Consider the following 22,732-nt stretch of genomic DNA (forward strand, 5'->3'; position numbering starts at 1 on the left):
TCTGTTGAGCGCTTGTTGAAGAAGTATTCAACACACTGATCAAGCCCTATAAAAAAGGTGACCAAAAGGTCACCTTTTTGTGTAACAGCTGTAGGAAATCTACCTCACACCTGTGCTCCGTAGCGCCGCTGGCGTGTAGTCCCCAGCTTTTGCAGCAATGTTGAATTCGAAACTGCGTTTCTCCTCATTCTTCATCCCCAAGGCTATGTAGCGACCGGCGATCAGGTCGTACAGCGCTTCGACCGTGTAGGCCGGGACCTGATGATCGTAGTAGAACTGCGCGTGCCCTTCTGCCACTCGCCAGAGCTGGCCACGACCGTCGTAGTGGTCAGCCAGGGCAACCTGCCAGGTGTCTTCGTCGATGTACATGTGACGCTTGGCGTACACGTGCCGCTCATTGGGCTTGACCGTGGCGACGACCTCCCAGACCCGATGCAGTTCATAACGGGTGAGGTCCTGATTGATGTGCCCGGCCTTGATCACATCCGTGTACTTGAGGTCGGGCGAGTCAAGTTTGTAGCTGTTGTAGGGTATGTACATCTCTTTCTTGCCGATCAGCTTCCAGTCATAACGATCCGGCGCGCCGGAAAACATGTCGAAGTTGTCGGTGGTGCGCAAACCGTCGGAAGAGGTGCCCACACCGTCGTAGGCCACTTGCGGCGCCCGTCGAACACGGCGCTGACCTGCGTTGTAGATCCAGGCCTTACGGGGTTCCTGGACCTGGTCAAGGGTTTCGTGAACCAGCAGCACGTTGCCCGCCAGACGGGCCGGCGCGGTGACTTCCTGCTTGAAATAGTTGAGGACGTTTTCATCGCTGCCTGGCTTGAGGTCACCCAGCAGCGACGGCACTGCCACTTCGTCCTTGAAGCGGATGACCGTGAAATCGCCATTGGACTGCGGCGTTGCCTGGGTAATGGTGCGACGCAGGTTACCGCCGTGATAACGGGTGATGTGGTTCCAGATCACCTCGACCCCGTTCTTCGGAATCGGAAAGGCGTAGTAGCGATTGCCGGTGAAGTTGGCCAGGCCGTTGCCGTCGTTGGTGGGTGTCACATTCAGTGCGCTGCGTTTGGCCGCTTCATACACTTCCGGTGGCAGCGCTGCCGTGCGATGGCTCGGATAGACCGGGATCCGGTAGGTCTCCGGGTAACGCTTGAACATCGCGACCTGGCCATCGGACAGCTTGTCCTTGTACTGGTCGACCGTGGCTGCGGTGATGATGAACAAGGGCTTTTCGTTGGCGAACGGATCGGCCAAAAAGCCCTTGCTGTCCACTGCGCCCGCATTTTTAGCAATGCCGCCGGTCCACGCTGGAATCGATCCAGCGGCATTGCCGACCTTCTCGGCGCCCAGCGGTGTGAGGCTGGTACCAAGCTTGTTCGCTTCCTCCACCGATACCGCCGCCATCACGTTGACGGCCAGCAAACTCAAGGCCAGGGCGGAGCCCAATTGCAGAATCATCTTGCGCATCGAATTCATCCTTTTTCAGCCAGGTCAGAAGTTCACGCCAAAGCTCAACGCCACGAAATCGCGGTCTTCGAGCACGTTGTAGTCACCCCCGAAAAAGTCGGTGTAACTGAGGCTTGCGGTATAGGTGTTGCGGTAGTCCGCATCGACGCCGAGGCTGACGGCCTTGGCACCTTCGTTGAACAGCCCGTTGGGGCCGTAGCCGGCGACGTCGTGGGACCACGACAGGTTGGGCCGAAAATTGATCCCGGCGATGACGTTGTTGTAATCGAGGATGGCGCGGGCACGATAACCCCAGGAGGTCGAGGTCACGAAACCATCGGTGTCGCCGCCAAAACCGTATTGCCCGTACACCGAGTCGCGGCCGTAGCGCAACTTGCTGCGCGACTCCAGGCCACCGACGTGAACCACCGCGGCTTCACCAACCAGGGTCAGGCGATCCGCGCCTGCGACCTGATCGACGAAGTGCGTCAGAGTGCTCTGGACCTGGGTCACTTCCTTGCGTCGATAGCCTTTGTTATCGGCCCCAGGCGAGGTCGCAATCGGTGACGCCGCGCCACCGGCGATAGGGTTGAGCATCGCCAGTGTCAGGTCATTGGTGTTGACCTGCACCGGCGCGTTGGGGCGATAGCTGATCTCGCCGGTCCACGCCGTACCAGTGGGCAAGGTGGTGGAAAAACTCGCGCCATACAGGCGAATGTCTTCTGGGTACTCAAGGTAATACTGGCCGCGACCGAGCATCACGCTTTGCGCCAGGCCCGAACCGCTACCGGGAGCGATACGGTTGGCGGTCGCGACAATTGCCGGAATGCTCGCCAGGGTGGACAGGCCAGCCGTGGTGGTACCGACGTTGGGCGTGCGACTGTGATAGTTCATGAAGTACAGACCGTACTCGGTGTCGTCCCCCAGCCAGCGCAACGCCGTGCCCCACTGCCCGGAATCCCGGGCATCGCGGTCTTGGCCGCGAGGAACGACCACCCCTTCGCGGGTAACCTCGAAGCCCTGGCCAAAGGCGGCGGCAATCGGCTGCAATGGCGCAATCGCCGGGCTGGCCACGGTGTAGCCCTTGTTGCAACCATCGGCCACCACGTCGACGCCGAAGAAGGTGCCGCAGTTATCGACGACGGTCTGGTCCCACTCCAGTTGATAGAAGCCTTCCACCGTCAACTTGTCGGTCAGGCCTTGGGAGGCGAACAGCATGTTGACCGGAATCAGGCCCTCCTTGATCTCGGCACCGGGACGGCGAAAAGCGGACACGTCGACCGGGTTGATGCTGTTGATCGAGTTGCCGATGAAGGTGCTTTCGCCCCAACTGACCACCTGCTTACCGGCGCGCACCGTTCCTGGCAAGTCGGCGATGGAGTAGTTGTGATAGACGAAGGCATCGAGGATTTGCCCACCGGACGATTTGGAACCTTCCTTACGATTGTGATCGCTGATCGGCTTGAACGGCCGGTCTTCGTCCTTCAATTCGAAGTCGTACCAGTACTTACCCCGGACGAACACGCCGGTGTCGCCGTATTTAAGTTCGAGGTCGTGAATGCCCTTGAAGATCTTCGAGAAGGTTTCACCCTTCTTGAAATTCTGTCGCCCGTCGTCACCGGTCGACGCCTGCCCGCTGCCACCGTTGACGATACCGACCAGCGCATCATCGGCATCGCGCATGCCCCAGCTCGCACCGACCGACAGCGAAGAGTCGAACGTGCCCTCGATTTCGCCAATGTTGAATGAAAGAGCCTGCGCCTGGGCACAGCACCCCAAGGCCACCGCAGCGGCCAGCGCCTGCGGAGTGAAGATGGCGCGCATTGTTGTTTTTGTCATGCGTCTTCCCCGGTGAGTGACAGAAGGCCACACCCTACTGCCGCACGCCGGGAGCGATAAGCGCACCAAGGAGGTATTCGTGGTGTCGCTCGAAAGGATGACTGGTTGCATGGCACGGGGGATCAGGCGGGGGCATAGATGCACTGGATGTGGCGGCATCAATTGAAAATATGGTCTAGGCTGCTGCCAGGCAGGACTGTTGCGCCAGCGGTAACGGTGCATCTCCCTGATCGCTATTTTTCCCTTGCCGGCAAAGACTTATCCTTGCCCTGCGCTTTGGGGACAACAGCCGCAAAGCGCGAAGCAACGGAAGGTGTTCCCCTCCCGCCGTTCGCGACAGATTTCAGATGATTTGAACGTATCGAGTCATCACCCCGTGTACATCGACGTTGATTTGTAGCTCCTGGATCCAACGTCTTCTTTGGCCGCTGCGTTTGCAGCGGCCTTTTTTATTTTCGGGCTTTTTTCCCCTGTAGGAGCGAGCATGCTCGCGATGAATTCAAAGACGCCGCTGGGTGTCAGACTTCCAGCGTCATCGTTGACGACCATCGCGAGCATGCTCGCTCCTACCGGGATATAAACGATCTCAACGGATCGGCGTTCTTGTTTTTTATGTTTCCCAAGCTTGAGTAAAGAACCTTTTTATGGGTGGCGGTTTTTGCGGTACCGTCCAACCTTATAGTTGAAAACACGTCCTACAAAATACTTCCTATAACTGCATAAGAAATTTCTTTTAATGCGCGGGAGTTTCCTGCTTGCGCATCTAATACCGCGAAACCCCTTTCAATTTTATATGTAATAGCTCACAACCACCTCAGACCCGTCCCAAACATTCCTGGCGTAGCATTATTCGGCAGCATCGATTAATCACGCACAAGAAAGAATAACCAATGTCAGAGAAACAAGGACCACCGTTGCCCCTGCCGCCAATTGATATCCGAGGAGAAGATCGCACAGTTTATTTAGAAACAACTCATGTAGGAGCACAACCAAAACCAGGGAAAAACCCTCAAGGTGGTGGTTTTCGAATTCCACCAACACGAGCTGGAGGAATGGGCTCTGGCATTACAAACACAGAAGGACTAAGGCGCGAAACCCGGGACAATATTAAAGCTACGGAAAACGCCGTTAAAGCTGACTATACGGTTAATTCCGCAAATTCAGGAGTAGCAATCGAGGCTGACCTGGCGAACCTGAGAGCCCAATTCCCGGCCGCAGTATCGACAACCGCACAGGCATACCAGCACGAACTGAACATCAGAAACATTTTAACTCAGCAGAAGACGACTCAACTGCACACGCAGACGTCACTCGCCGACTCCTTTTACGGGCTCAGCCCACTCAACTCAACCATTGGTGATTACCTTGCCAGAGCTCAAGCTTTGGATGGGGCAGTAACGCCCTATGGTCCTGCCTATTCAAAATGGGTTGCGTCTTTTAAAGCTGGCTACTCCGCAAAGCTGCTGACAGAGCACATTCAACTTTTGAATAGTCAGCAGGTACACGTACAGAATCTACTTGCCGGTGCGCAAGCTGAAGAACGCCGGGTTGCCGCGGAGCAGCAAGCACAACGCGTCGCTGCCGAACAGTCACGCATCAGGGCAGAAGCTGAAGCACTCGCCCATGCTCAAGAGCAGGTCCGATTAGCAGCATTGGCAGAAGCCGAACGAGTGGCTGCCGAGCAAGCGCGGCTTGCCGCTGAAGCTGCCGCACGCTACATCGCAGCTGAACAGGCTCGTCTGGAAGCCGAGGCCGATGTTCAACGGCAAGCCGAGCAGTTGCGGCTCGAAAATCAACGGAAAGCGGAGGAGCAAGCGCTCCGGGATGCAATGGCGGCTCTTGATGCCGCAAAGGGCAGTCGTCCGTTTCGAGTATCGGGCGCGGCGGCGGCAAGCGGTCCGGTGTTCACCGTTGCAGCAGGAACCCTGGCAGTCGATGCGGTCACCAACCTCGCGATCAGGACTGCTCTGCGATCGGCCGCAGCCACTGCAATCACGGCGTTGGCAGCAGCCGTCGGGACAGCGTCAGGCGTCGTGATAGTTGTTGGCGTCGCAGCGCTTGTTTATTACGCACTGCGGGACAACAAAGAACCGTACGCCTTGAGCCTGCCGCTCTCGGATTTAACGACCTACGACGCCGGCGCACTGAATGCCATCGCCCAGGCCAATGGAGACATCGAACTGCCGGTCGCGATCGGCTCCCGGTCTGTGGATAACACCACAGAGTTTTCCGTCGCTGCCACGAATGGCACCTCGGTGTCGCGCAAAGTACCGGTGCGTTTCGCGACCTACGATCCGGCTCTGAATGTTTACAGGAGCGAGAGCGCAACCGCCCAGTCGCCCGGCATGACATGGACGCCACTTGTCAGCCCGGGCGATGTATCAACAGCTCTTCCTGCGGCACAACCGGACGCTGCCCCCTACACCGGAGCTACCGCAACCGACCTCGAAGGAAGGATCGACGAAAACCCGGAGCTGGATCTCTATAGCTTTGGAGGTTTCATTTACGTATTCCCGGTCGAATCGGGGATTCCGCCGCAGTTTGTGGTGTTCAGGGATCGGCGGAGCGAGCCCGGCGTAACTAGCGGTGCAGGACAGTTAGTATCTGGAAATTGGATGGGGACTGCCTCAATGCCCGAAGGTGCACCGATTCCCGCGCAGATTGCGGATAAACTCCGAGGACGGAGATTTTCGACATTTAACAGTTTCCGCAGCGAATTTTGGAAAGCTGTGAGTAACGATGAGCTATTGAACGGCCAGTTTACAAAACTGAGGCAAATGGACATGAAGCAGGGGCTCGCCCCAGCTGCCTTTCCTCAAGATCAAGTGGGTAAGAGAATCAAGTATGAAGTCCACCATATCATCCCAATCGCGCAAGGCGGCGAAGTCTACGACATGGATAATCTTCAAATAATGACACCTAAATCGCACATCCAAACTCACACAAAGGCAAAAGGAGTGAAAGAATGACTCTTAAGGGCAAACTGGAAGAATACACAGAAGCCGAATACATGGCTCTGGTCGAACGTTTGTTCGAAGGTACTTACGCTTCTGAAGAAGAACACGATGCAATTGTTGAGAACATTGTTACCACCTCAGAGCATCCCGATGGCACAGGAATTTTGTATGACCCTAGAGAGGGCATTGAGGACAGCCCGAAAGGTGTGATAAATGCAATAAAACAGTGGCGACTAGATAACGGAAAAACCGGATTCAAAGCCGGATAACACGCGTAAAAAAGGGGAGCAAGCACTCACACTTGCCCCCTTTTTCAATTTATTACAACGAATACTTCTGCAAATTCCCCATCATCTCCTTCAGCGCCTCAATGTTGTCCTTCGGATGCGCCGCCCCTTCGAAATCACAAATCTGCTGCCAATGCGCCGCCACGTCTTCCGGGGAGAACCCCACCCGCGGATCGAAACCGGCGCCGAGGCTGCGTTCCCAGCGCACCTTGCCCATCCAGCCGCCGCCCACTTCGAACAGCCCGGAGGTTTCCTGGCAGTTTTCGCTGGCCAGGTACACCACCAGCGGGCTGACGAGTTCCGGTTTGAGTTGTTCGAACACTTGCGGCGGGATCAGGCCTTCGGTCATGCGGGTGCCGCCGGTGGGAGCGATAGCGTTGACCAGGATGTTGTTCTTGCGACCTTCGATGGCCAGGGTACGGGTCAGGCCGTAGAGGCCGAGTTTGGCCATGCCGTAGTTGGACTGGCCGAAGTTGCCGTAGATGCCCGAGGTGGACGCTGTGAAGATCACTCGCCCGTAGTTTTGCTGGCGCAGGTGCGGCCAGGCGGCGCGGGTGACTTTGTAGGCGCCTTCGACATGGACGCGGTAAACCAGGTCCCAGTCGGCGTCTTCCATTTTGTGGAAGGTCTTGTCCCGCAGGATGCCGGCATTGTTGACCACTACATCGACGCGGCCAAAGGCGTCGAGGGCGTGTTGGACGATTTTGTCGCCGTCGGTGACCGAGTCGTGGTTGGCCTCGGCGGTGCCGCCCGCGTCGCGGATTTCGTTGACCACGCGGTCTGCCGCCGAGGCGTTGGCGCCTTCGCCCTGGGTCGAACCGCCGAGGTCGTTGACCAGTACCTTGGCGCCCTGCTTGGCGAACAGCAGTGCGTGCGCCCGTCCCAGGCCGCCACCCGCACCGGTGATGATCACGACTTTATCTTCGAAACGCACAGACTCATTCATGGGGAACTCCAGCAGGCCAGGACATTGCCTTGGAGTTTCAGGCACGGCGCTACGGGTCACAATGAACAGGGGGGAGGCTGAATGGTGTGCGATAAGGTAGGGGGATGATGAACACGAGGCGGCCTGGCGGCCGACCTGTTGTTTGTCGACCGCGTAGATATCCATTGCTGCGGTAACGGCCACCTATGGCTTCGCGGCGGGTGGGAACCTGTAGGAGCGAGCATGCTCGCGATGGTAGCCAACAATGACGCGGGGAGCCTGACACCCCCAGGTGCTCTCAGGTTTTTCGCGAGCATGCTCGCTCCTACGGGGGTGAGAGCGCCCGGAAAGGCGGCGCCGTGCTCAAGGGCGCCTTCGCCGGCAAGCCGGTTGCTACGAACAAGCCACCTTGAGCGGCGGTGAGGTCGTCCGGTCGCGGAATGCCAGGTAGTGCTTGAGCACCTGGCAGGGCGCCTCGATCTGCGGGTAATGACCGATGTCGCTGAGCAGGACCGTGTCCGGGTTGGGTATCAGCTCACGGTAGCGCGCGATCATGTGGGCACCGGAGATCGGGTCGACCTCGCCATCGATCACCCGCAGCGGCACCTCGCCGCGCTGCATCGCGCCGACCCAACGCTCGCGCTGGGTTCGCCGCTCGGGGATGTAGGCAATCAATTTATGCATGACCCGTGGCCCGTGATTGCTTTCGACGAGGCTCCAGAAATCGTCCATCTGGCTCTCGCTGGGACGAGTTTGCGGGCCGAAGATCTGACGGAAACTCTTCACCAGGCCATCACGGCTAAAAGCACGGCCGATCATCCATCCCAACGGGCTGAGCAGGAGTTTTTGCACCAGCACCGGGCGATGGGTTTCGGGGAACAACCCGCCATTGAGGAATACGCAACTGGCGAGGTCGATGCGCGCTTCGTAATGCCGGGCCAACAGCTCCTGGGCCACGCTGTCGCCGTAGTCATGGGCAAGCAGGTGCAGCGGTTGCTCGACGTTGAGATGAGCCAGCAGCGCCTGCTGCAAATCGGCCTGTTCCAGCAAACTGTACTCGTGATCCACCGGTTTGGCCGAGTCGCCGAATCCGAGCATGTCACAGGCAATTACCCGATAGCGCTGGGCCAGTGGTTGCCAAAGGTAATGCCAGTCCCAACTGGCGCTGGGAAAGCCATGGATGAGCAACAACGGCTCACCCTGCCCCGCCGTCCAGTAACGGATAGCTTGGCCATGGAACATGAAAGTCTGGCCGCGCTTGCGCCAGACACTCAGGGGAATCTCGGCGAGTTGCATTAGAGTTTGTACCCCGGGTCCAGTTTATCGAGCTTGCGCAGCAACGCCGGCCAAGCCAGCGCTCCGCCCATTCCTTGAGCACTTTTGGTGACACCGGCGATCATCGCCTTGGCACCCGCCAGAATCTGCGGTTCGATGGCAATCAATTCAGCCCCACCGTTCTGCGCCATGACCTGGATGTCGCAGGCACGTTGAAAGATAAACATCATCAGGAAGGTGTCGGCGATGCTGGGCCCACAGGTCAGCAGACCGTGGTTGTGTAACATCAGGAAGTTGTTTTCTCCGAGGTCGGCTTGCAGCCGCGCTTTTTCCTCGTGATTGAGCGCAACACCTTCGTAGGCGTGATACGCCAGGCTGGAAAGAACGAACAGCGACTGTTGGCTGATCGGCAAAATGCCTTGTCGCTGCGCCGACACCGCCACGCCCGAAGCGGTATGGGTATGCAGCACGCACACGACATCGTGACGAACCTCATGCACCGCGCTATGGATGGTGTACCCCGCCGGATTGATCTCGTAGGGGCTGTCCATCAACTTGTTGCCGGACTGATCGACCTTGACCAGGCTCGACGCAGTAATTTCGTGAAACATCAGACCGTATGGGTTGATCAGGAAATCTTCGGTGCCCGGCACCTTGGCGGAGATGTGCGTGAAAATCAGATCATCCCAGCCATGCTGGGCGACCAGGCGATAGCAGGCAGCGAGGTCGACGCGGGCCTGCCACTCGGCAGCGCTGACCTGGTCTTTGACACAGGAGGAGGACGACTGGACGGGGGCTACGCTCACGGCAAGGAACCTCGGTTCTTATTATGGAGTGTTTCCAATAACTACCGAGTCTAGTCACCCTCCGAGCTTCGCGTAGTTGCATTGGCAGCCAGCTTGATGGCCGAGCGAGTCAGCGGCTCGAAGAGTTTGGATCCATGGCCTGGCTGCCGGTGCACCCGCGTTACCGATCAGCCCCGCAGCGCGTCGATCAGTTCCGCCAGCCAAGGCTCGGCATCCGCTTCAGGGGTCACGCTTTCACTGGCGTCCAGGCGCAGCATCGGCAGGATTTCGCGAATGCCCAGCTCACCGAACAACTCCCGCATTAGCTCGCCACCGCCGCAAAAGGTATCGCCATAGCTTGCGTCGCCCAGGCCGATGACGGCCCCTGGCAAGCCTCGCCAGGCGGCGGGCAACTGGTCTCGAATCGTCGAGTACAGGGGTTGCAGGTTGTCCGGTAGCTCGCCCATGCCGGTGGTCGACGTTACAGCCAGAAAGGCTTCGGGAGCGAAGGCCTGAATATCGGCGAGGCTTGCCCGCGGGTTGTGGAAGGTTTCGAAACCGGCGTTTTTCAAAATACTGGCGGCGTGGCGGGCAACTTCTTCAGCCGTGCCGTATACCGAGCCGGAAATGATGGCGACTTTCATCAATCTGATCCTGACGCTGAATAAAAGACCGGGATATTAACAGCACGGTCTGCATTGTTCTTTTAGAATCCCACAGACAACCAACAAGGAAGGGTATCACCGATGATCAACGCGAAACTGCTGCAGTTGGCGATCAATGCCTCCAACGACGGTATCGTGATTGCTGAGAAAGAAGGCGATCAAGACAAGATCCTGATCTACGTCAACCCGGCCTTCGAACGCCTGACCGGTTACACCAGAGAAGAAATCCTCTACCAGGATTGCCGCTTCCTGCAGTCGGGCGACCGTGATCAGGACGCCCTGCCGAAAATTCGTGACGCATTGAACAGTGAAGGCTCCTGCCGGGAAATCCTGCGCAATTATCGCAAGGATGGCACCCCATTCTGGAACGAGCTGTCGCTTTCGACGGTGAAAAATCCGAATGACGGGCAGGTTTATTTTATCGGAGTGCAGAAGGACGTCACCCTGCAGGTCAAGGCGCAACAGCGAGTGACACTGCTTGAAGCACAACTGGCAGAAGTCCAGGCGGAGCTTGCTGCGCTCAAAGCGACGAACGGCAAAAACTAAACGGTGAATTAATTGTCATTAACTACAATCACCAGAGCCTCTGTAACTAAATTTTTCGAGCCTAACCATGCAACGCGACGCGCTCCTGACCCAGGATGAGCTGGATTTTATCCAGACCATGCAACACAACCCGCAACTGAACGTGCGGGATGCGACGTCGAGTCTGCTCGTTAATGGTGGATCGCAGATCCGTGACCTGCTCACGCGCCTGGCCGCGCATGAACAGGTTACCCTTCAAGCCAACTTCGAAAACCAGCAAATGACCTTCCCCCTGCACTTGGTGGAAGACGAGTTTCATGCCATGCACCTGCGCCTGGGCGTGCCGAGTATTTATGAAGGCGGGCCATCGGTCCGGCCGTGGCGACTGGTGCTCGACGAGCCGGTTGCGCTGGAAAACGCCAAGGGTCAACCCGGCACCTTGTGGGTGCACGAAGTATCGTTCAAAGGGGTTTTGCTGGAGATTCGCAACAAGACCAAGGCACCCAAGCACTTCGCCCTGTGGTTCAGCCCCTCAGGCTATGAGCGCATCGCCTTGCGCGGGACCCTCGAAAAAGAAACCGAACAGGGTTTCTATGCCTACCAGTTGAGCCAGAACGACCTGGACGAAACCGAGCGCCTGCGTCAATTCATTCTGCAACAGCATCGCCTGGCGCATCCAACCCTGCACCTCTGACCTTCAGGTATCCAGGCTGCCGGCCAGAAATTGGTTCAGGCGCTGGCGCATCACCATACCTTCGTTGCCCAGGCATCCGATCGATGACCCGGCGAGGCTTTCCTGCGCCAGGTCACTGGCATCCCCAGCCAGGAGCAAGGGGCAATCCAGGCTCATCGCCAGGCGATTCAGGCTCCGGGGCAAGTCGGGGGTGGGGACATGATTGGAAACCAGCACCAGCGCCCTTGGCTTGATCCGCTCGCAGACCAGCGTCAGTTCGTCGAACGGTTGGCCGGTGGTCAGCACCCGCACCCCCATTTGATCGTTGCCGAGGAACAGGGCGGCGATCAGCAACTCAAGCTCGCGACATTGGCCCGCCAAGGCGCTGACAATGACTCGCCGGGGGTGCCGGTCACGGATTAGCAGCAGGCGCTGTACCACCCGCGAGCGCAGAAAGCCATCGAGGAACAGCCATTCGCTGGCCCGGCCGAACGTATCCTGGCGCTGCAGCAATTGCCTCCACAGTGGAAGAATAATGTCCTGGAAAACCACCGGTTGGGAGTAGCTGGAAAAAATCTGCCCGTAGACCTGCTCCAGCCGGATGTCATCAAACGCACTGACCGCGGCTGCAAGCTGTTGCTGCCACTGTGCGTAATCCGCCTGCACCAGATCGCTGGGGATGATGTGAGCCAATACCTGTAACGGCTCTGCCTTGGCCAGGATCTTGCCGATCTTGCTGACCGCCACACCGCGTTCGATCCAGTTGAGGATGCTTCGGACCCGCTCAATGTCCTGCATCGAATACAGGCGATGCCCGCTTTCGGTGCGAGTGGGTACGATCAGGCCATAACGACGCTCCCATGCGCGAAGCGTGACCGGGTTCACACCGGTCAGGCGCGCCACTTCGCGAATCGGGAAAAGCTCTTCCCGTTCCAGGGAGAGCGCTGGCGACACACCCGGGGCAACGTCGGTCAAGACAGGCATTTATAGGCCTACGTCCATGTAATTATCTGGGCCCATTCTACCTCCCCTACACCTCAATCATTCAAGAAATAGATTGTTACCAAGGTCACCGGCCTGGAAGGGAAATCAGGAATAGTACTTGCTTGCCCCAAAATACAGCCGCCACCACGGCGTTGCGCCTGCGCAACCGAAGACCCGAAACCTGTAGGTTCACGGCTCGTCGCTGGTATAGTTTTGCTCTTACCGCGATGCGAGCCGTTCATGACCTCTTCTGCAGCCCCCATTCTGATCACCGGTGCCGGCCAGCGTGTAGGCCTGCATTGCGCGCAGCGATTGCTCGATGATGGCCATCGCGTGATTTTCAGTTATCGCAGCGAACGTCCCGGCGTACAAATCCTGCGCGATTTGGGCGCGATCGGGCTGTTCGCGGATTTCTCCAGCGAAGCCGGGATCGTCACCTTCATCAGTCAACTGAAAACACACACCGACAGCTTGCGGGCAATCATCCATAACGCTTCAGAATGGCTGGCCGAGACGGCGGACACCGATGCCGCCGCATTCACCCGCATGTTCAACGTGCACATGCTGGCGCCCTACCTGATCAACCTGCATTGCGCCGACCTGCTCGAACGCTCAAGCCCCGCCGACATCGTGCACATCAGCGATGATGTGACCCGCAAGGGCAGCAGCAAGCACATCGGCTACTGCGCCAGCAAAGCCGGGCTCGACAGCCTGACCCTGTCCTTCGCCGCCCGATACGCGCCCGGCATCAAGGTCAACACGATCGCACCCGCCCTGCTACTGTTCAATGCCGACGACGATGCCGACTATCGCGCCAAGGCACTGGCCAAATCCGCGCTGGGCATCGAACCTGGCAGCGAAGTGATCTACCAGAGCTTGCGTTATCTGCTCGATAACCCTTATGTCACCGGCACGACCCTGACCGTCAACGGCGGAAGGCACATCAAATAAGTGTCCCGAGGATCTTCCATGACGCTTTCCCTACATCAGAACTGCCTGTCACAGAGCTATCGCGAGATCCTCATCGGCCTCGGTGAAAACCCCGAGCGCGAAGGCCTGCGTGACACCCCGCTGCGCGCGGCCAAGGCCATGCAGTACCTGTGTCACGGTTACGGGCAAAGTGTCGAGGAAATCATCAACGGCGCCCTGTTCGCCTCCGACAACGATGAAATGGTGATCGTCGACAACATCGAACTCTATTCCCTCTGCGAACATCACCTGCTGCCCTTCATCGGCAAGGCGCATGTGGCTTATATTCCAACGGGCAAGGTGCTGGGTCTGTCGAAGATTGCCCGGCTGGTGGACATGTTCGCCCGTCGCCTGCAGATCCAGGAAAACCTCACCCGGCAAATCGCCGACGCCGTGCAACAGGTAACCGGCGCGGCAGGCGTTGCCGTGGTCATCGAAGCACAGCACATGTGCATGATGATGCGCGGCGTCGAGAAACAGAATTCGACCATGAACACCTCGGTGATGCTCGGCGCCTTCCGCGAGTCGAGCAATACCCGCCAGGAGTTCCTGCAATTGATTGGACGGAGCAAGTAGCAATGCCACAACTTCAACCAGGCATGGCGCGCATCCGGGTCAAGGACCTGTGCCTGCGCACCTACATTGGCATCAACGAAGACGAGATCCTCAACAAGCAGGATGTGTTGATCAACCTGACCATCCTCTATGCAGCCCAGGAAGCGGTGCGCGACAACGATATCGATCACGCGCTGAACTACCGCACCATCACCAAGGCGATCATCGCCCACGTGGAAGGCAATCGCTTTGCCCTGCTCGAACGCCTGACCCAGGAGCTGCTGGACCTGGTCATGGCCAACGCGTCGGTGCTGTACGCCGAGGTCGAAGTCGACAAGCCCCACGCCTTGCGCTTCGCCGAGTCGGTGTCGATAACGCTCGCGGCAAGCCGCTAAGCTTCAAGCTTCAAGCTTCAAGCGGTAAGCTACAAGCCACCGCCATCCATCTTGCAGCTTGAAGCTTGCCGCTTGAAGCTGTCTCGAAGAGACCCCCCTATGACCGATCAAGAACGCCTTGAGCTCGAAGCCGCCGCCTTCCGCCGGCTGGTGGCCCACCTGGACAGCCGCAAGGATGTGCAGAACATCGACCTGATGAACCTCTCGGGCTTCTGTCGCAACTGCCTGTCCAAGTGGTACAAGGCAGCGGCCGATGAACGCCAGATCGAGGTCAGCCTCGATCAAGCCCGCGAAGTGGTCTACGGCATGCCGTACGCCGAGTGGAAAGCCCAATATCAGCAAGAAGCCAGCGCCGAACAACAAGCGGCGTTCGCCAAAGGAAAACCCAATGAGTGATTTGAACACCCTGCGCGCCAGCCTCAAGAGTGGCGAACACGCTTTCGCCGATACGCTGGCATTCATTGCCGCCGGCTACGATTACCAGCCCCAGGCCTTCACCAATGGCGGCGTGGAAAACGCCGCCGGGCAGAACGAAGGTTCGTGCAAGACGCTGGGCCTGGCCCTGCTGGAAGGCCTGAGCGATGAAGAAGCGCTGCTGGCGTTCGGCGAGCATTACCGCTCGGTGCTGGCGACACCCGAGGGCAGCGATCACGGCAATATCCGTGCGTTGATCGAGCATGGCCTGGCCGGTGTGAAATTCACCCGACGGCCGCTGACCCGCCGCTGATTCAGACGCAAAAGATCGCAGCCTGCGGCAGCTCCTACAGGATCTAGTTCATTCGCAACATGGCGGTGCGCCCGTAGGAGCTGCCGAAGGCTGCGATCTTTTGATCTTTTGCACATCCCGACTTTAAAGATTAACCCGGCGACTTTATTTCGTTTGCCGGGCACCGCTGCTCCCGGCTTAGATAAAAACAATCTTCCTTCTTCCGAGCCGGTCAGCCATGCGCAGCGAAACCATCAGCCAGTCGATCAATATCGTCCACCCTGTCACGCTCAGCCACGGCAAAAATGCCGAGGTCTGGGACACCGACGGCAAACGTTACATCGACTTTGTCGGCGGCATCGGCGTACTGAATCTAGGTCACTGCCATCCCCGTATCGTCGAAGCCATTCGCGAACAGGCCACGCGGCTGACCCACTACGCCTTCAACGCCGCGCCCCATACCCCCTACCTTGAGCTCATGGATCGCCTGGCGGCGTTCATTCCGGTGGATTACCCGGTCAGCGGCATGCTCACCAACAGCGGCGCCGAAGCAGCGGAGAATGCACTGAAGATCGTCCGTGGCGCGACTGGTCGCACAGCCGTGATTGCCTTCGATGGCGCCTTTCATGGCCGCACGCTGGCCACTCTCAACCTCAACGGCAAGGTTGCCCCCTACAAACAGAAAGTCGGCGTGTTGCCGGGGCCGGTGTATCACTTGCCGTTCCCCAGCCGGGACAACGGCGTGACCTGTGTCGAGGCGCTCAAGGCCATGGAGCGCCTGTTCAGCGTCGAGATCGACGTCGAGGACGTGGCCTGCTTTATCGTCGAACCCGTGCAGGGCGAAGCGGGTTTCCTGGCCATGGATGTCGAGTTCGCCCAGGCGCTGCGCACGTTTTGCGACGAAAAAGGCATCGTACTGATTGCCGATGAAATCCAGTCTGGTTTTGGCCGCACTGGCCAGCGGTTTGCGTTCTCGCGCCTGGGCATCGAACCGGACCTGATCCTGTTGGGCAAAAGCATCGCCGGCGGCATGCCGCTGGGTGCGGTGGTCGGGCGTAAGTCGCTGCTGGATAACTTGCCCAAGGGTGGGCTTGGCGGTACATATTCCGGCAACCCGATCGCCTGTGCCGCAGCGCTCGCGACCCTGGATGAAATGACGGACGCCAATCTGCGAGCCTGGGGCTCACAACAGGAGGAAGCGATAGTCAGTCGCGTTGAAACCTGGCACGCGAACAAGCTGTCGCCGTACCTGGGTCGCCTGACCGGCGTGGGCACGATGCGCGGCATTGAGCTGATCAAGACCGACGGCACACCCGCTTCGGCGCAGTTGACGCAACTGCTGGCCCTGGCCCGGGACGCCGGGTTGTTGCTGATGCCCAGCGGAAAATCGCGGCACATCATTCGGCTGTTGGCGCCGTTGACGATTGAAGCGGCTGTGCTTGAAGAAGGCCTCGACATCCTTGAGGCGTGCCTGCAGAAGTTAACCTGAACATACGGTCCCCTGTAGGAGCTGCCGAAGGCTGCGATCTTTTGATCTTGCTTTGTATAAGATCAAGATCAAAAGATCGCAGCCTTCGGCAGCTCCTACAGGGGGGCATTTGTGTTGCCCACAAAAAAACCGGCAGAAGCCGGTTTTTTCTTTTCTACAGGATCAAGCGTTCTGCAGGTTGTCCAGGTAACGCTCGGCATCCAGTGCCGCCATGCAACCGGCGCCAGCGGAGGTAATCGCCTGGCGGTAGACGTGGTCAGCCACGTCACCGGCGGCGAAGATGCCTTCGAGGTTGGTCGCAGTGGCGTTGCCGTCACGGCCGCCGTGTACGACCAGGTAGCCGTCTTTCAGCGTCAACTGCCCTTCGAACAACGAAGTGTTCGGGGTGTGGCCGATGGCGATGAACACGCCATCGACTTTCACTTCGTCGAAGCTGCCGTCGTTGTTCTTCAGGCGGGCACCGGTCACGCCCATGTTGTCGCCCAGGACTTCGTCCAGGGTCGCGTTCAGCTTCAGGATGATCTTGCCTTCGGCCACGCGAGCGTTGAGCTTGTCGATCAGGATCTTCTCGGCGCGGAAGGTTTCGCGACGATGGATCAGGGTCACGGTGCTGGCGATGTTGGCCAGGTACAGGGCTTCTTCGACAGCGGTGTTACCGCCACCGACCACAGCCACGGGCTTGTTGCGGTAGAAGAAACCGTCGCAGGTCGCGCAGGCCGAAACGCCTTTGCCCATGAACGCTTCTTCCGATGGCAGGCCCAGGTAGCGAGCGCTGGCGCCGGTGGCAATGATCAGGGCGTCGCAGGTGTAGGTCGCGCTGTCGCCGGTCAGGGTGTAAGGCTTGGCGGCGAAGTCCACGGCATTGATGTGATCGAAAACGATCTCGGTTTCAAAGCGCTCGGCGTGCTCACGCATCCGCTCCATCAACGCCGGGCCGGTCAGGCCGTGGACATCACCCGGCCAGTTGTCGACTTCAGTGGTGGTGGTCAGTTGACCGCCGGCCTGCATGCCGGTGATCAAAAGTGGCTTGAGGTTGGCACGGGCGGCATAGACGGCGGCGCTGTAACCGGCAGGGCCGGAACCGAGAATAATCACTCGCGAATGACGAACTTCAGACATGACCTGCTCCTGTTGACCGGCCCGGAATACCTGGCGCGGAACGCCGGCTGACCGGCGGGAATAAAAAAGGACCATTGAAAGCACTTGGGGAAGGCTTGAACTCGACAGTCCTGTAAAAAGATTGGGTGCAGCGTATCGAGGGGGCGAAGATTAAGGAAATACGGTTTAACAATCCAGCTCATAGGTGGTCTCTATCCCCACAGAGTGTTTCCCAGGACGCCTTTGTTACAGTTAATGTCGATGTCGCTGTCGCGCTTTCGCCGGTCAGGCAAAGCCGGTAAGGTCGGCGCGTTTCCCACTGCCCGGAGCCTGTTATGCCCGCCCCCGTTCTGTCCGGCCCGCAATACTTGCGCGAAGGCCTCAAGCTGGTCCTGAGCCCCAGTTTGCGTTTGTTCGTATTGTTACCGCTGGCAATCAACCTGGTGCTGTTCGTCGGATTGATCTACCTGGCCGGCCATCAGTTCAGCCTGTGGGTCGATACACTGATGCCGTCCCTGCCCGAGTGGCTGAGTTTTCTCAGTTACATCCTGTGGCCGATTTTCGTCGTGCTGGTGGTGTTGATGGTGTTCTTCACCTTCACCATGCTGGCCAACGTCATCGCTGCGCCGTTCAATGGTTTTCTCGCAGAGAAAGTCGAAGTGGTGGTGCGCGGCACCGACGACTTCCCGGCCTTCAGCTGGGGTGAGCTGATCGCCATGATCCCCCGTACCCTCGCACGGGAAATGCGCAAGCTCGGGTATTTCCTGCCCCGGGCGCTCGGGTTGTTCATTCTTTCGTTCATCCCGGTGGTGAACATCATCGCGGCACCGCTGTGGCTGGTGTTCGGCGTGTGGATGATGGCGATCCAGTACATCGACTACCCGGCGGACAACCACAAGCTTGGGTGGAACGAGATGCTCGCCTGGTTGCGCGAAAAGCGCTGGCAGAGCATGAGTTTCGGCGGGAGTGTTTACCTGGTGTTGCTGATTCCGGTGGTCAACATCCTGATGATGCCGGCGGCGGTGGCCGGGGCGACTTTGTTCTGGGTGCGCGAGCGTGGGGCGGAGAATCTGGTGACCCAACGCTAGATCGGTCACAAATCCATCATCTCGTCGTCACAACGCCGACATGGCCTCAGCCGACACTGGGGCCATGACGACAGCCCTGCATATCACCCTGATCACCGAAACCTTCCCTCCGGAAATCAATGGCGTGGCCAATACCCTTGGCCGCCTGTGCGACGGTTTGCGCGCGCGCGGGCACCAGGTGGAATTGGTGCGACCACGCCAGGGCTGCGATCAATCGGCGAGCAGTGACGATGAGTTGTTGCTGTGCCGGGGCTGGCCGCTGCCGGGCTATCCCGGATTGCAATGGGGGCAGTCGTCGATGCACAAGCTGCTGCGGCGCTGGAAGCGTCATCGCCCGGATGTGCTGTACATCGCCACCGAGGGTCCTTTGGGATTGTCGGCATTGCGCGCGGCACGACGCCTGGGTATTTCAGTGGTGAGCGGCTTTCACACCAACTTCCAGCAGTACTCCAGCCAGTATGGATTCGGCATGCTGACTCGATTGCTGACCCATTACCTGCGTTGGTTCCATAATCGCTCGAACCTGACGTTGGTGCCCAGTGTCAGCCAGCGCATGGAGCTGGAACGTCGGCATTTCGAGCGCCTGGCATTGCTGTCCCGCGGCGTCGACAGCCAGCTGTTTCACCCAAGCAAACGCTTGAATGCGCTACGCGAGCAATGGGGACTGGGCGAGAAGGACATTGCCGTTATCCATGTAGGCCGTTTGGCACCGGAGAAAAACCTCGGTTTGCTCAAACGCTGTTTCGACACGCTCAAGGGCACTTATCCACAGCGCATTCTGAAACTGATCGTGGTGGGCGATGGTCCGCAACGACAGCTGATGGAAAGCGAGTTACCCGAGGCGATTTTCTGCGGGACACAACGCGGTGAAGCCCTGGCCAGTCACTATGCGTCCGGGGATGTGTTTCTGTTCCCAAGCCTGACCGAGACCTTCGGCAATGTGGTGCTTGAGGCATTGGCCTCTGGACTGGGGGTGGTGGCTTACGACCAGGCGGCAGCGGCGCAACATATTCGTCATGGCTACAACGGCGTGCTGGCAATGCCGGGGGATGAAGAGGCATTTTGTGACGCCGCGACGTGGTTGCTGGAGAAGCGCGAAACCTTGCGCTGTGTGCGGCTCAATGCGCGCCAGCATGCCAGTCGGCAGGGGTGGGCGGCGATTGTCGAGCAGTTCGAGGGGCAGTTGCGGGGGGCCTGTGTTGGGGAGGTGGTGGTGCCGAATGCACCGACTCTGCCCTGAGATATTGGGTGCCATTCAGTCAGTCTTCGCGAGCAGGCTCGCTCCCACAGGTTTTGTGTACAACGCATAACCACTGTGGGAGCGAGCCTGCTCGTGAAAGCATTCTTCCAGACGCCGCTTAAACCAGCGTCATCAACGCCTCACGACTGAACGGCAGGATGTCTTCCTCGCGACCGTCACGTACTTTCTGCGCCCAGTCGGGGTCCACCAACAGTGCACGGCCGACCGCCACCAGATCGAACTCGTCGTTGTTCAGGCGCTCCAGCAGTTTTTCCAGGCTGGCCGGCTGCGCCACCTTGTCGGTGTTGACCATGAACTGCAGGAACTCACCGTCCAGGCCTACGCTGCCTACGGTGATGGTCGGCTTGCCAGTGAGCTTGCGGGCCCAGCCCGCCAGGTTCAGCTCGGAACCGTCGAACTCCGGCTCCCAGAAACGGCGTGTCGAACAGTGGAAAATATCCACCCCGGCATCGGACAATGGCTTGAGGAATTCGCCCAACGCCTCAGGTGTTTGCACCAGGCGCGCGGTGTAGTCCTGCTGCTTCCACTGGGAGAAACGGAAGATGATCGGGAAACCTTCGCCGACCGCTGCACGCGTGGCCTGAATCAATTCAATGGCGAAACGCGAACGGTTGGCCAGGCTACCGCCGTATTCGTCGGTGCGCTGGTTGCTGCCTTCCCAGAAGAACTGGTCGATCAGGTAGCCGTGGGCACCATGGATTTCCACGCCGTCCATGCCAATGCTCTGGGCATCCTTTGCCGCCTGGGCGAACGCGGCGATCACGTCCTGAATGTCCTGCTTGGTCATACCGTGAACCACGACCTGACCGTCCTTCACTTTTTCCGACGGACCATAACCCGGCACGCTGGCGTCCGGCTCGGTGCCAATACGGCGCACACTGCCGACGTGCCACAGCTGCGGAACGATCTTGCCACCCTCGGCATGCACCGCATCGACGACTTTTTTCCAGCCCGTCAGCGCCGCTTCGCCGTAGAACTGCGGAACGTTCGGGTAGCCGTTGGAAGCCTTGTGCCCGACAGTGGTGCCTTCGGTGATGATCAAGCCCACGCCGGCCGCAGCGCGACGGCGGTAATACTCGATCACTTTGGAATTCGGTACGCCGCCCGGCGAAAACGAACGGGTCATCGGCGCCATGACGACGCGGGTCGGCAGTTCGAGGGTGCCGAGGTGGAACGGTTTGAACAAGGCTTTGACGGGCATGGGGACGCTCCACGGGAATAGTCTTTATGACGGCTATAATATGGAGGCTTGCACGCGCTGAACAGCACTATTGATATGGGTGATTAAACATCAAAAGGGGGACGTTGTAGGAGCCGGCTTGTTGGCGATGGACTCGAAAACACTGCGTGGTGTCAGGCGATGCGCGTCATCGTTGACGACCATCGCCAGCAAGCCGGCTCCTACGAAGGGATATGTCAGGCCAACGCTTTCTCGATTGCCTGAACAACACTCGGATCATCCGGCGCCGTACGCGGTGAAAACCGCGCCAGCACACGACCATCTTTACCCAGCAGGAACTTCTCGAAGTTCCAGGTGATGTCACCAGGAAACTCCGCGCCCTCGCCTGCCAGCAACTTGTACAGCTGGTGACGCTCGTGACCGTTGACTTCCAGCTTGCTGGACAACGGAAAGGTCACGCCATAGTTGAGGCTGCAGAAGTTCTTTATTTCCTGCTCGGTACCGGGTTCCTGACCGGCAAACTGGTTGCATGGCAAGCCCAGCACGCTGAAGCCTTTACCTTTGTATTGCTGGTAGAGGTTTTCCAGCGCCGCGTACTGTGGCGTCAAGCCACATTTGGAGGCCACGTTGACCACCAGCACGACTTGCCCCTTGAAAGGTGCCAGAGGCAGCACCTGGCCATCCAGGGCTGTCAAATTAAGTTCGTGAAAAGCACTCATGACGTACTCCAGATTCCCGTGTTCTTCTCGAAACAGCCACTTGGTGGTGTCGCCTGGAACAGCCGCAGACTAAAAAGGCGCCCTCGGGGCGCCTCTCCAGCTATCTGAGCTTAGCGCAGAAATCAGTGGTGATGGCCACCTTCGCCATGGACGTGGCCATGAGCGATTTCTTCCTGGCTGGCATCACGGATGTTGATGATCTTGACCTGGAAATTCAGGCGCTGACCCGCCAATGGGTGGTTGCCGTCTACGGTGACGTCGTCGCCGTCCAGATCGCGGATGGTCACGATCTGCATTTGGCCGTCCGGAGCGGAAGCATGGAACTGCATGCCCACTTCCAGCTCGTCGACACCTTCGAACATGCTGCGGCTCAGGGTGCTGACCAGTTCGGCAGCGTACTCGCCATAGGCATCTTCCGGTTCAACGGCTACGGTCAGCTCGTCGCCGACTGCTTTGCCTTCCAGCGCCTTTTCCAGGCCCGGGATGATGTTGCCTGCGCCTTGCAGGTAGACCAGCGGCGCGCCGCCGGCGGAGCTGTCGATGACCTCACCAGCGTCGTTGGTCAGGGTATAGTCGATGGAGACAGCCTTATTGGCGGCGATCAGCATGGGGCGAGACCTTTTGCATAAGAATATAGAAAGACCCAGTTTAGCGAAGCAATCGCCCGAAAGCGAACACAACCCGGACAGACGGGGTGCGACGATCACAGGCTTCCATCAGGACGAGGACGGCCACTGGGTGGCCGAGCTTTCGTGCGGCCATACCCAACACCTGCGCCATCAGCCACCCTGGCAATTGCGGGCCTGGGTCATGGACCCTGCGCAGCGCCAGGAAAAAATAGGCCAGCCCTTTGATTGCGGTTGGTGCGCACAAGGCTCGGTTAGCGATAACCTTGGCGACTGAATTTC

Annotated in this window: 25 protein-coding genes; 13 read left to right on the plus strand and 12 right to left on the minus strand. The window is 58.7% G+C overall.

Annotated elements, in window-relative coordinates; genetic code table 11:
- Positions 1–99: 99 nt before the first annotated feature.
- From AC1Q8Q_RS02000 to AC1Q8Q_RS02010, 3 genes are all read right to left on the minus strand, one after another.
- Entirely contained in the window at positions 100–1,470 is a 1,371-nt protein-coding gene (locus AC1Q8Q_RS02000) for a DUF1329 domain-containing protein (RefSeq protein ID WP_492614769.1), read from the minus strand.
- Between the two features lie 24 nt (positions 1,471–1,494).
- A complete protein-coding gene (locus AC1Q8Q_RS02005; protein ID WP_083348236.1) occupies positions 1,495–3,288 on the minus strand; it encodes a DUF1302 domain-containing protein in 1,794 nt (597 codons plus the stop codon).
- A gap of 369 nt (positions 3,289–3,657) precedes the next feature.
- Positions 3,658–3,846, minus strand: coding sequence for a hypothetical protein (locus AC1Q8Q_RS02010; protein ID WP_083348235.1), 189 nt, complete (start codon positions 3,844–3,846; stop codon positions 3,658–3,660).
- Positions 3,847–4,178: 332 nt separating this feature from the next.
- On the opposite strand from AC1Q8Q_RS02010, the gene AC1Q8Q_RS02015 reads away from it, so the two are divergent.
- A complete protein-coding gene (locus AC1Q8Q_RS02015) occupies positions 4,179–6,257 on the plus strand; it encodes a pyocin-S2/colicin E7-DNase domain-containing protein (protein ID WP_492614770.1) in 2,079 nt (692 codons plus the stop codon).
- The gene (locus tag AC1Q8Q_RS02020) at positions 6,254–6,514 is read left to right on the plus strand and encodes a bacteriocin immunity protein (protein ID WP_020796682.1); all 261 of its coding nucleotides are present in this window, start codon (positions 6,254–6,256) and stop codon (positions 6,512–6,514) included. Before AC1Q8Q_RS02015 ends, AC1Q8Q_RS02020 begins: the two co-directional genes overlap by 4 nt.
- 52 nt (positions 6,515–6,566) lie before the next feature.
- On the opposite strand, the gene AC1Q8Q_RS02025 is transcribed toward AC1Q8Q_RS02020, so the two are convergent.
- The 4 genes from AC1Q8Q_RS02025 to AC1Q8Q_RS02040 form a co-directional block, all read right to left on the minus strand.
- The gene (locus AC1Q8Q_RS02025; protein ID WP_020796681.1) at positions 6,567–7,478 is read right to left on the minus strand and encodes an SDR family oxidoreductase; all 912 of its coding nucleotides are present in this window, start codon (positions 7,476–7,478) and stop codon (positions 6,567–6,569) included.
- A 372-nt stretch (positions 7,479–7,850) separates the two neighbouring features.
- Entirely contained in the window at positions 7,851–8,753 is a 903-nt protein-coding gene (locus AC1Q8Q_RS02030) for an alpha/beta fold hydrolase (RefSeq protein WP_020796680.1), read from the minus strand.
- Positions 8,753–9,538 carry a class II aldolase/adducin family protein gene (locus tag AC1Q8Q_RS02035; protein ID WP_020796679.1) on the minus strand — a complete coding sequence of 262 codons (786 nt, stop codon included), beginning with the start codon at positions 9,536–9,538 and terminating at the stop codon, positions 8,753–8,755. The genes AC1Q8Q_RS02030 and AC1Q8Q_RS02035 overlap by 1 nt, the downstream gene beginning before the upstream one ends.
- A gap of 167 nt (positions 9,539–9,705) precedes the next feature.
- Positions 9,706–10,161 (minus strand): flavodoxin, encoded by a 456-nt coding sequence (locus tag AC1Q8Q_RS02040; protein WP_492614771.1) that lies wholly within the window; start codon positions 10,159–10,161, stop codon positions 9,706–9,708.
- Between the two features lie 102 nt (positions 10,162–10,263).
- Here AC1Q8Q_RS02040 and AC1Q8Q_RS02045 point away from each other — a divergent pair, with 102 nt between their 5' ends.
- Both AC1Q8Q_RS02045 and AC1Q8Q_RS02050 read left to right on the plus strand, forming a co-directional pair.
- Entirely contained in the window at positions 10,264–10,728 is a 465-nt protein-coding gene (locus AC1Q8Q_RS02045; RefSeq protein ID WP_492614772.1) for a PAS domain-containing protein, read from the plus strand.
- A gap of 67 nt (positions 10,729–10,795) precedes the next feature.
- On the plus strand, positions 10,796–11,401 hold the full coding sequence (locus AC1Q8Q_RS02050; RefSeq protein WP_168757245.1) for a hypothetical protein: 606 nt from the start codon (positions 10,796–10,798) through the stop codon (positions 11,399–11,401).
- A 3-nt stretch (positions 11,402–11,404) separates the two neighbouring features.
- Here the strand turns inward: AC1Q8Q_RS02050 and AC1Q8Q_RS02055 are convergent, their stop codons facing one another.
- Positions 11,405–12,364 (minus strand): MerR family transcriptional regulator, encoded by a 960-nt coding sequence (locus AC1Q8Q_RS02055; RefSeq protein WP_492614773.1) that lies wholly within the window; start codon positions 12,362–12,364, stop codon positions 11,405–11,407.
- 240 nt (positions 12,365–12,604) lie between these two features.
- On the opposite strand from AC1Q8Q_RS02055, the gene folM reads away from it, so the two are divergent.
- The 6 genes from folM (at position 12,605) to AC1Q8Q_RS02085 (ending at position 16,478) form a co-directional block, all read left to right on the plus strand.
- Complete coding sequence (gene folM, locus AC1Q8Q_RS02060) at positions 12,605–13,315, plus strand: dihydromonapterin reductase (protein ID WP_492614774.1); 711 nt, start codon at positions 12,605–12,607, stop codon at positions 13,313–13,315.
- 18 nt (positions 13,316–13,333) lie between these two features.
- Positions 13,334–13,909: a GTP cyclohydrolase I FolE gene (gene folE, locus AC1Q8Q_RS02065; RefSeq protein ID WP_179056758.1), complete on the plus strand. Its 576-nt coding sequence runs from the start codon at positions 13,334–13,336 to the stop codon at positions 13,907–13,909.
- 2 nt (positions 13,910–13,911) lie between these two features.
- Entirely contained in the window at positions 13,912–14,283 is a 372-nt protein-coding gene (gene folX / locus AC1Q8Q_RS02070; protein WP_020796672.1) for a dihydroneopterin triphosphate 2'-epimerase, read from the plus strand.
- Positions 14,284–14,382: 99 nt separating this feature from the next.
- Entirely contained in the window at positions 14,383–14,679 is a 297-nt protein-coding gene (locus tag AC1Q8Q_RS02075; RefSeq protein WP_020796671.1) for a DUF1244 domain-containing protein, read from the plus strand.
- Complete coding sequence (locus tag AC1Q8Q_RS02080; protein ID WP_432669010.1) at positions 14,672–15,010, plus strand: HopJ type III effector protein; 339 nt, start codon at positions 14,672–14,674, stop codon at positions 15,008–15,010. The genes AC1Q8Q_RS02075 and AC1Q8Q_RS02080 overlap by 8 nt, the downstream gene beginning before the upstream one ends.
- Before the next feature lie 217 nt (positions 15,011–15,227).
- Complete coding sequence (locus AC1Q8Q_RS02085; protein WP_033042618.1) at positions 15,228–16,478, plus strand: 2-aminoadipate transaminase; 1,251 nt, start codon at positions 15,228–15,230, stop codon at positions 16,476–16,478.
- Positions 16,479–16,640: 162 nt separating this feature from the next.
- Here the strand turns inward: AC1Q8Q_RS02085 and trxB are convergent, their stop codons facing one another.
- A complete protein-coding gene (trxB, locus tag AC1Q8Q_RS02090) occupies positions 16,641–17,597 on the minus strand; it encodes a thioredoxin-disulfide reductase (protein ID WP_033042914.1) in 957 nt (318 codons plus the stop codon).
- Between the two features lie 314 nt (positions 17,598–17,911).
- On the opposite strand from trxB, the gene cysZ reads away from it, so the two are divergent.
- Together cysZ and AC1Q8Q_RS02100 are read left to right on the plus strand one after the other, a co-directional pair.
- Positions 17,912–18,664, plus strand: coding sequence for a sulfate transporter CysZ (gene cysZ, locus AC1Q8Q_RS02095; RefSeq protein ID WP_020796667.1), 753 nt, complete (start codon positions 17,912–17,914; stop codon positions 18,662–18,664).
- A 40-nt stretch (positions 18,665–18,704) separates the two neighbouring features.
- Positions 18,705–19,904, plus strand: a complete 1,200-nt coding sequence (locus AC1Q8Q_RS02100; RefSeq protein WP_042955297.1) for a glycosyltransferase family 4 protein — start codon at positions 18,705–18,707, stop codon at positions 19,902–19,904.
- Between the two features lie 118 nt (positions 19,905–20,022).
- On the opposite strand, the gene AC1Q8Q_RS02105 is transcribed toward AC1Q8Q_RS02100, so the two are convergent.
- The 3 genes from AC1Q8Q_RS02105 to AC1Q8Q_RS02115 all read right to left on the minus strand — a co-directional run bounded on the left by AC1Q8Q_RS02105 (position 20,023) and on the right by AC1Q8Q_RS02115 (position 22,432).
- Positions 20,023–21,126 (minus strand): NADH:flavin oxidoreductase, encoded by a 1,104-nt coding sequence (locus AC1Q8Q_RS02105; RefSeq protein WP_033042909.1) that lies wholly within the window; start codon positions 21,124–21,126, stop codon positions 20,023–20,025.
- A gap of 215 nt (positions 21,127–21,341) precedes the next feature.
- A complete protein-coding gene (locus tag AC1Q8Q_RS02110) occupies positions 21,342–21,824 on the minus strand; it encodes a glutathione peroxidase (protein ID WP_020796663.1) in 483 nt (160 codons plus the stop codon).
- 122 nt (positions 21,825–21,946) lie between these two features.
- Positions 21,947–22,432, minus strand: a complete 486-nt coding sequence (locus AC1Q8Q_RS02115) for an FKBP-type peptidyl-prolyl cis-trans isomerase (protein ID WP_008054392.1) — start codon at positions 22,430–22,432, stop codon at positions 21,947–21,949.
- Here AC1Q8Q_RS02115 and AC1Q8Q_RS02120 point away from each other — a divergent pair.
- On the plus strand, positions 22,401–22,727 hold the full coding sequence (locus tag AC1Q8Q_RS02120; RefSeq protein WP_033042908.1) for a DUF3565 domain-containing protein: 327 nt from the start codon (positions 22,401–22,403) through the stop codon (positions 22,725–22,727). The genes AC1Q8Q_RS02115 and AC1Q8Q_RS02120 overlap by 32 nt on opposite strands.
- Positions 22,728–22,732 lie beyond the last annotated feature (5 nt).

The organism is Pseudomonas sp. GW823-FHT06B06 (assembly GCF_058795195.1).

Coding starts and splice junctions, on each gene's coding strand:
- AC1Q8Q_RS02000 (WP_492614769.1), bottom strand. CDS start 1,470: ATGCGCAAGATGATTCTGCAATTGGGCTCCGCCCTGGCCTTGAGTTTG.
- AC1Q8Q_RS02005 (WP_083348236.1), bottom strand. CDS start 3,288: ATGACAAAAACAACAATGCGCGCCATCTTCACTCCGCAGGCGCTGGCC.
- AC1Q8Q_RS02010 (WP_083348235.1), bottom strand. CDS start 3,846: ATGCTCGCGATGGTCGTCAACGATGACGCTGGAAGTCTGACACCCAGC.
- AC1Q8Q_RS02015 (WP_492614770.1), top strand. CDS start 4,179: ATGTCAGAGAAACAAGGACCACCGTTGCCCCTGCCGCCAATTGATATC.
- AC1Q8Q_RS02020 (WP_020796682.1), top strand. CDS start 6,254: ATGACTCTTAAGGGCAAACTGGAAGAATACACAGAAGCCGAATACATG.
- AC1Q8Q_RS02025 (WP_020796681.1), bottom strand. CDS start 7,478: ATGAATGAGTCTGTGCGTTTCGAAGATAAAGTCGTGATCATCACCGGT.
- AC1Q8Q_RS02030 (WP_020796680.1), bottom strand. CDS start 8,753: ATGCAACTCGCCGAGATTCCCCTGAGTGTCTGGCGCAAGCGCGGCCAG.
- AC1Q8Q_RS02040 (WP_492614771.1), bottom strand. CDS start 10,161: ATGAAAGTCGCCATCATTTCCGGCTCGGTATACGGCACGGCTGAAGAA.
- AC1Q8Q_RS02045 (WP_492614772.1), top strand. CDS start 10,264: ATGATCAACGCGAAACTGCTGCAGTTGGCGATCAATGCCTCCAACGAC.
- AC1Q8Q_RS02050 (WP_168757245.1), top strand. CDS start 10,796: ATGCAACGCGACGCGCTCCTGACCCAGGATGAGCTGGATTTTATCCAG.
- AC1Q8Q_RS02055 (WP_492614773.1), bottom strand. CDS start 12,364: ATGCCTGTCTTGACCGACGTTGCCCCGGGTGTGTCGCCAGCGCTCTCC.
- folM (WP_492614774.1), top strand. CDS start 12,605: ATGACCTCTTCTGCAGCCCCCATTCTGATCACCGGTGCCGGCCAGCGT.
- folE (WP_179056758.1), top strand. CDS start 13,334: ATGACGCTTTCCCTACATCAGAACTGCCTGTCACAGAGCTATCGCGAG.
- folX (WP_020796672.1), top strand. CDS start 13,912: ATGCCACAACTTCAACCAGGCATGGCGCGCATCCGGGTCAAGGACCTG.
- AC1Q8Q_RS02075 (WP_020796671.1), top strand. CDS start 14,383: ATGACCGATCAAGAACGCCTTGAGCTCGAAGCCGCCGCCTTCCGCCGG.
- AC1Q8Q_RS02080 (WP_432669010.1), top strand. CDS start 14,672: ATGAGTGATTTGAACACCCTGCGCGCCAGCCTCAAGAGTGGCGAACAC.
- AC1Q8Q_RS02085 (WP_033042618.1), top strand. CDS start 15,228: ATGCGCAGCGAAACCATCAGCCAGTCGATCAATATCGTCCACCCTGTC.
- trxB (WP_033042914.1), bottom strand. CDS start 17,597: ATGTCTGAAGTTCGTCATTCGCGAGTGATTATTCTCGGTTCCGGCCCT.
- cysZ (WP_020796667.1), top strand. CDS start 17,912: ATGCCCGCCCCCGTTCTGTCCGGCCCGCAATACTTGCGCGAAGGCCTC.
- AC1Q8Q_RS02100 (WP_042955297.1), top strand. CDS start 18,705: ATGGCCTCAGCCGACACTGGGGCCATGACGACAGCCCTGCATATCACC.
- AC1Q8Q_RS02105 (WP_033042909.1), bottom strand. CDS start 21,126: ATGCCCGTCAAAGCCTTGTTCAAACCGTTCCACCTCGGCACCCTCGAA.
- AC1Q8Q_RS02110 (WP_020796663.1), bottom strand. CDS start 21,824: ATGAGTGCTTTTCACGAACTTAATTTGACAGCCCTGGATGGCCAGGTG.
- AC1Q8Q_RS02120 (WP_033042908.1), top strand. CDS start 22,401: ATGGAGACAGCCTTATTGGCGGCGATCAGCATGGGGCGAGACCTTTTG.
- AC1Q8Q_RS02115 (WP_008054392.1), bottom strand. CDS start 22,432: ATGCTGATCGCCGCCAATAAGGCTGTCTCCATCGACTATACCCTGACC.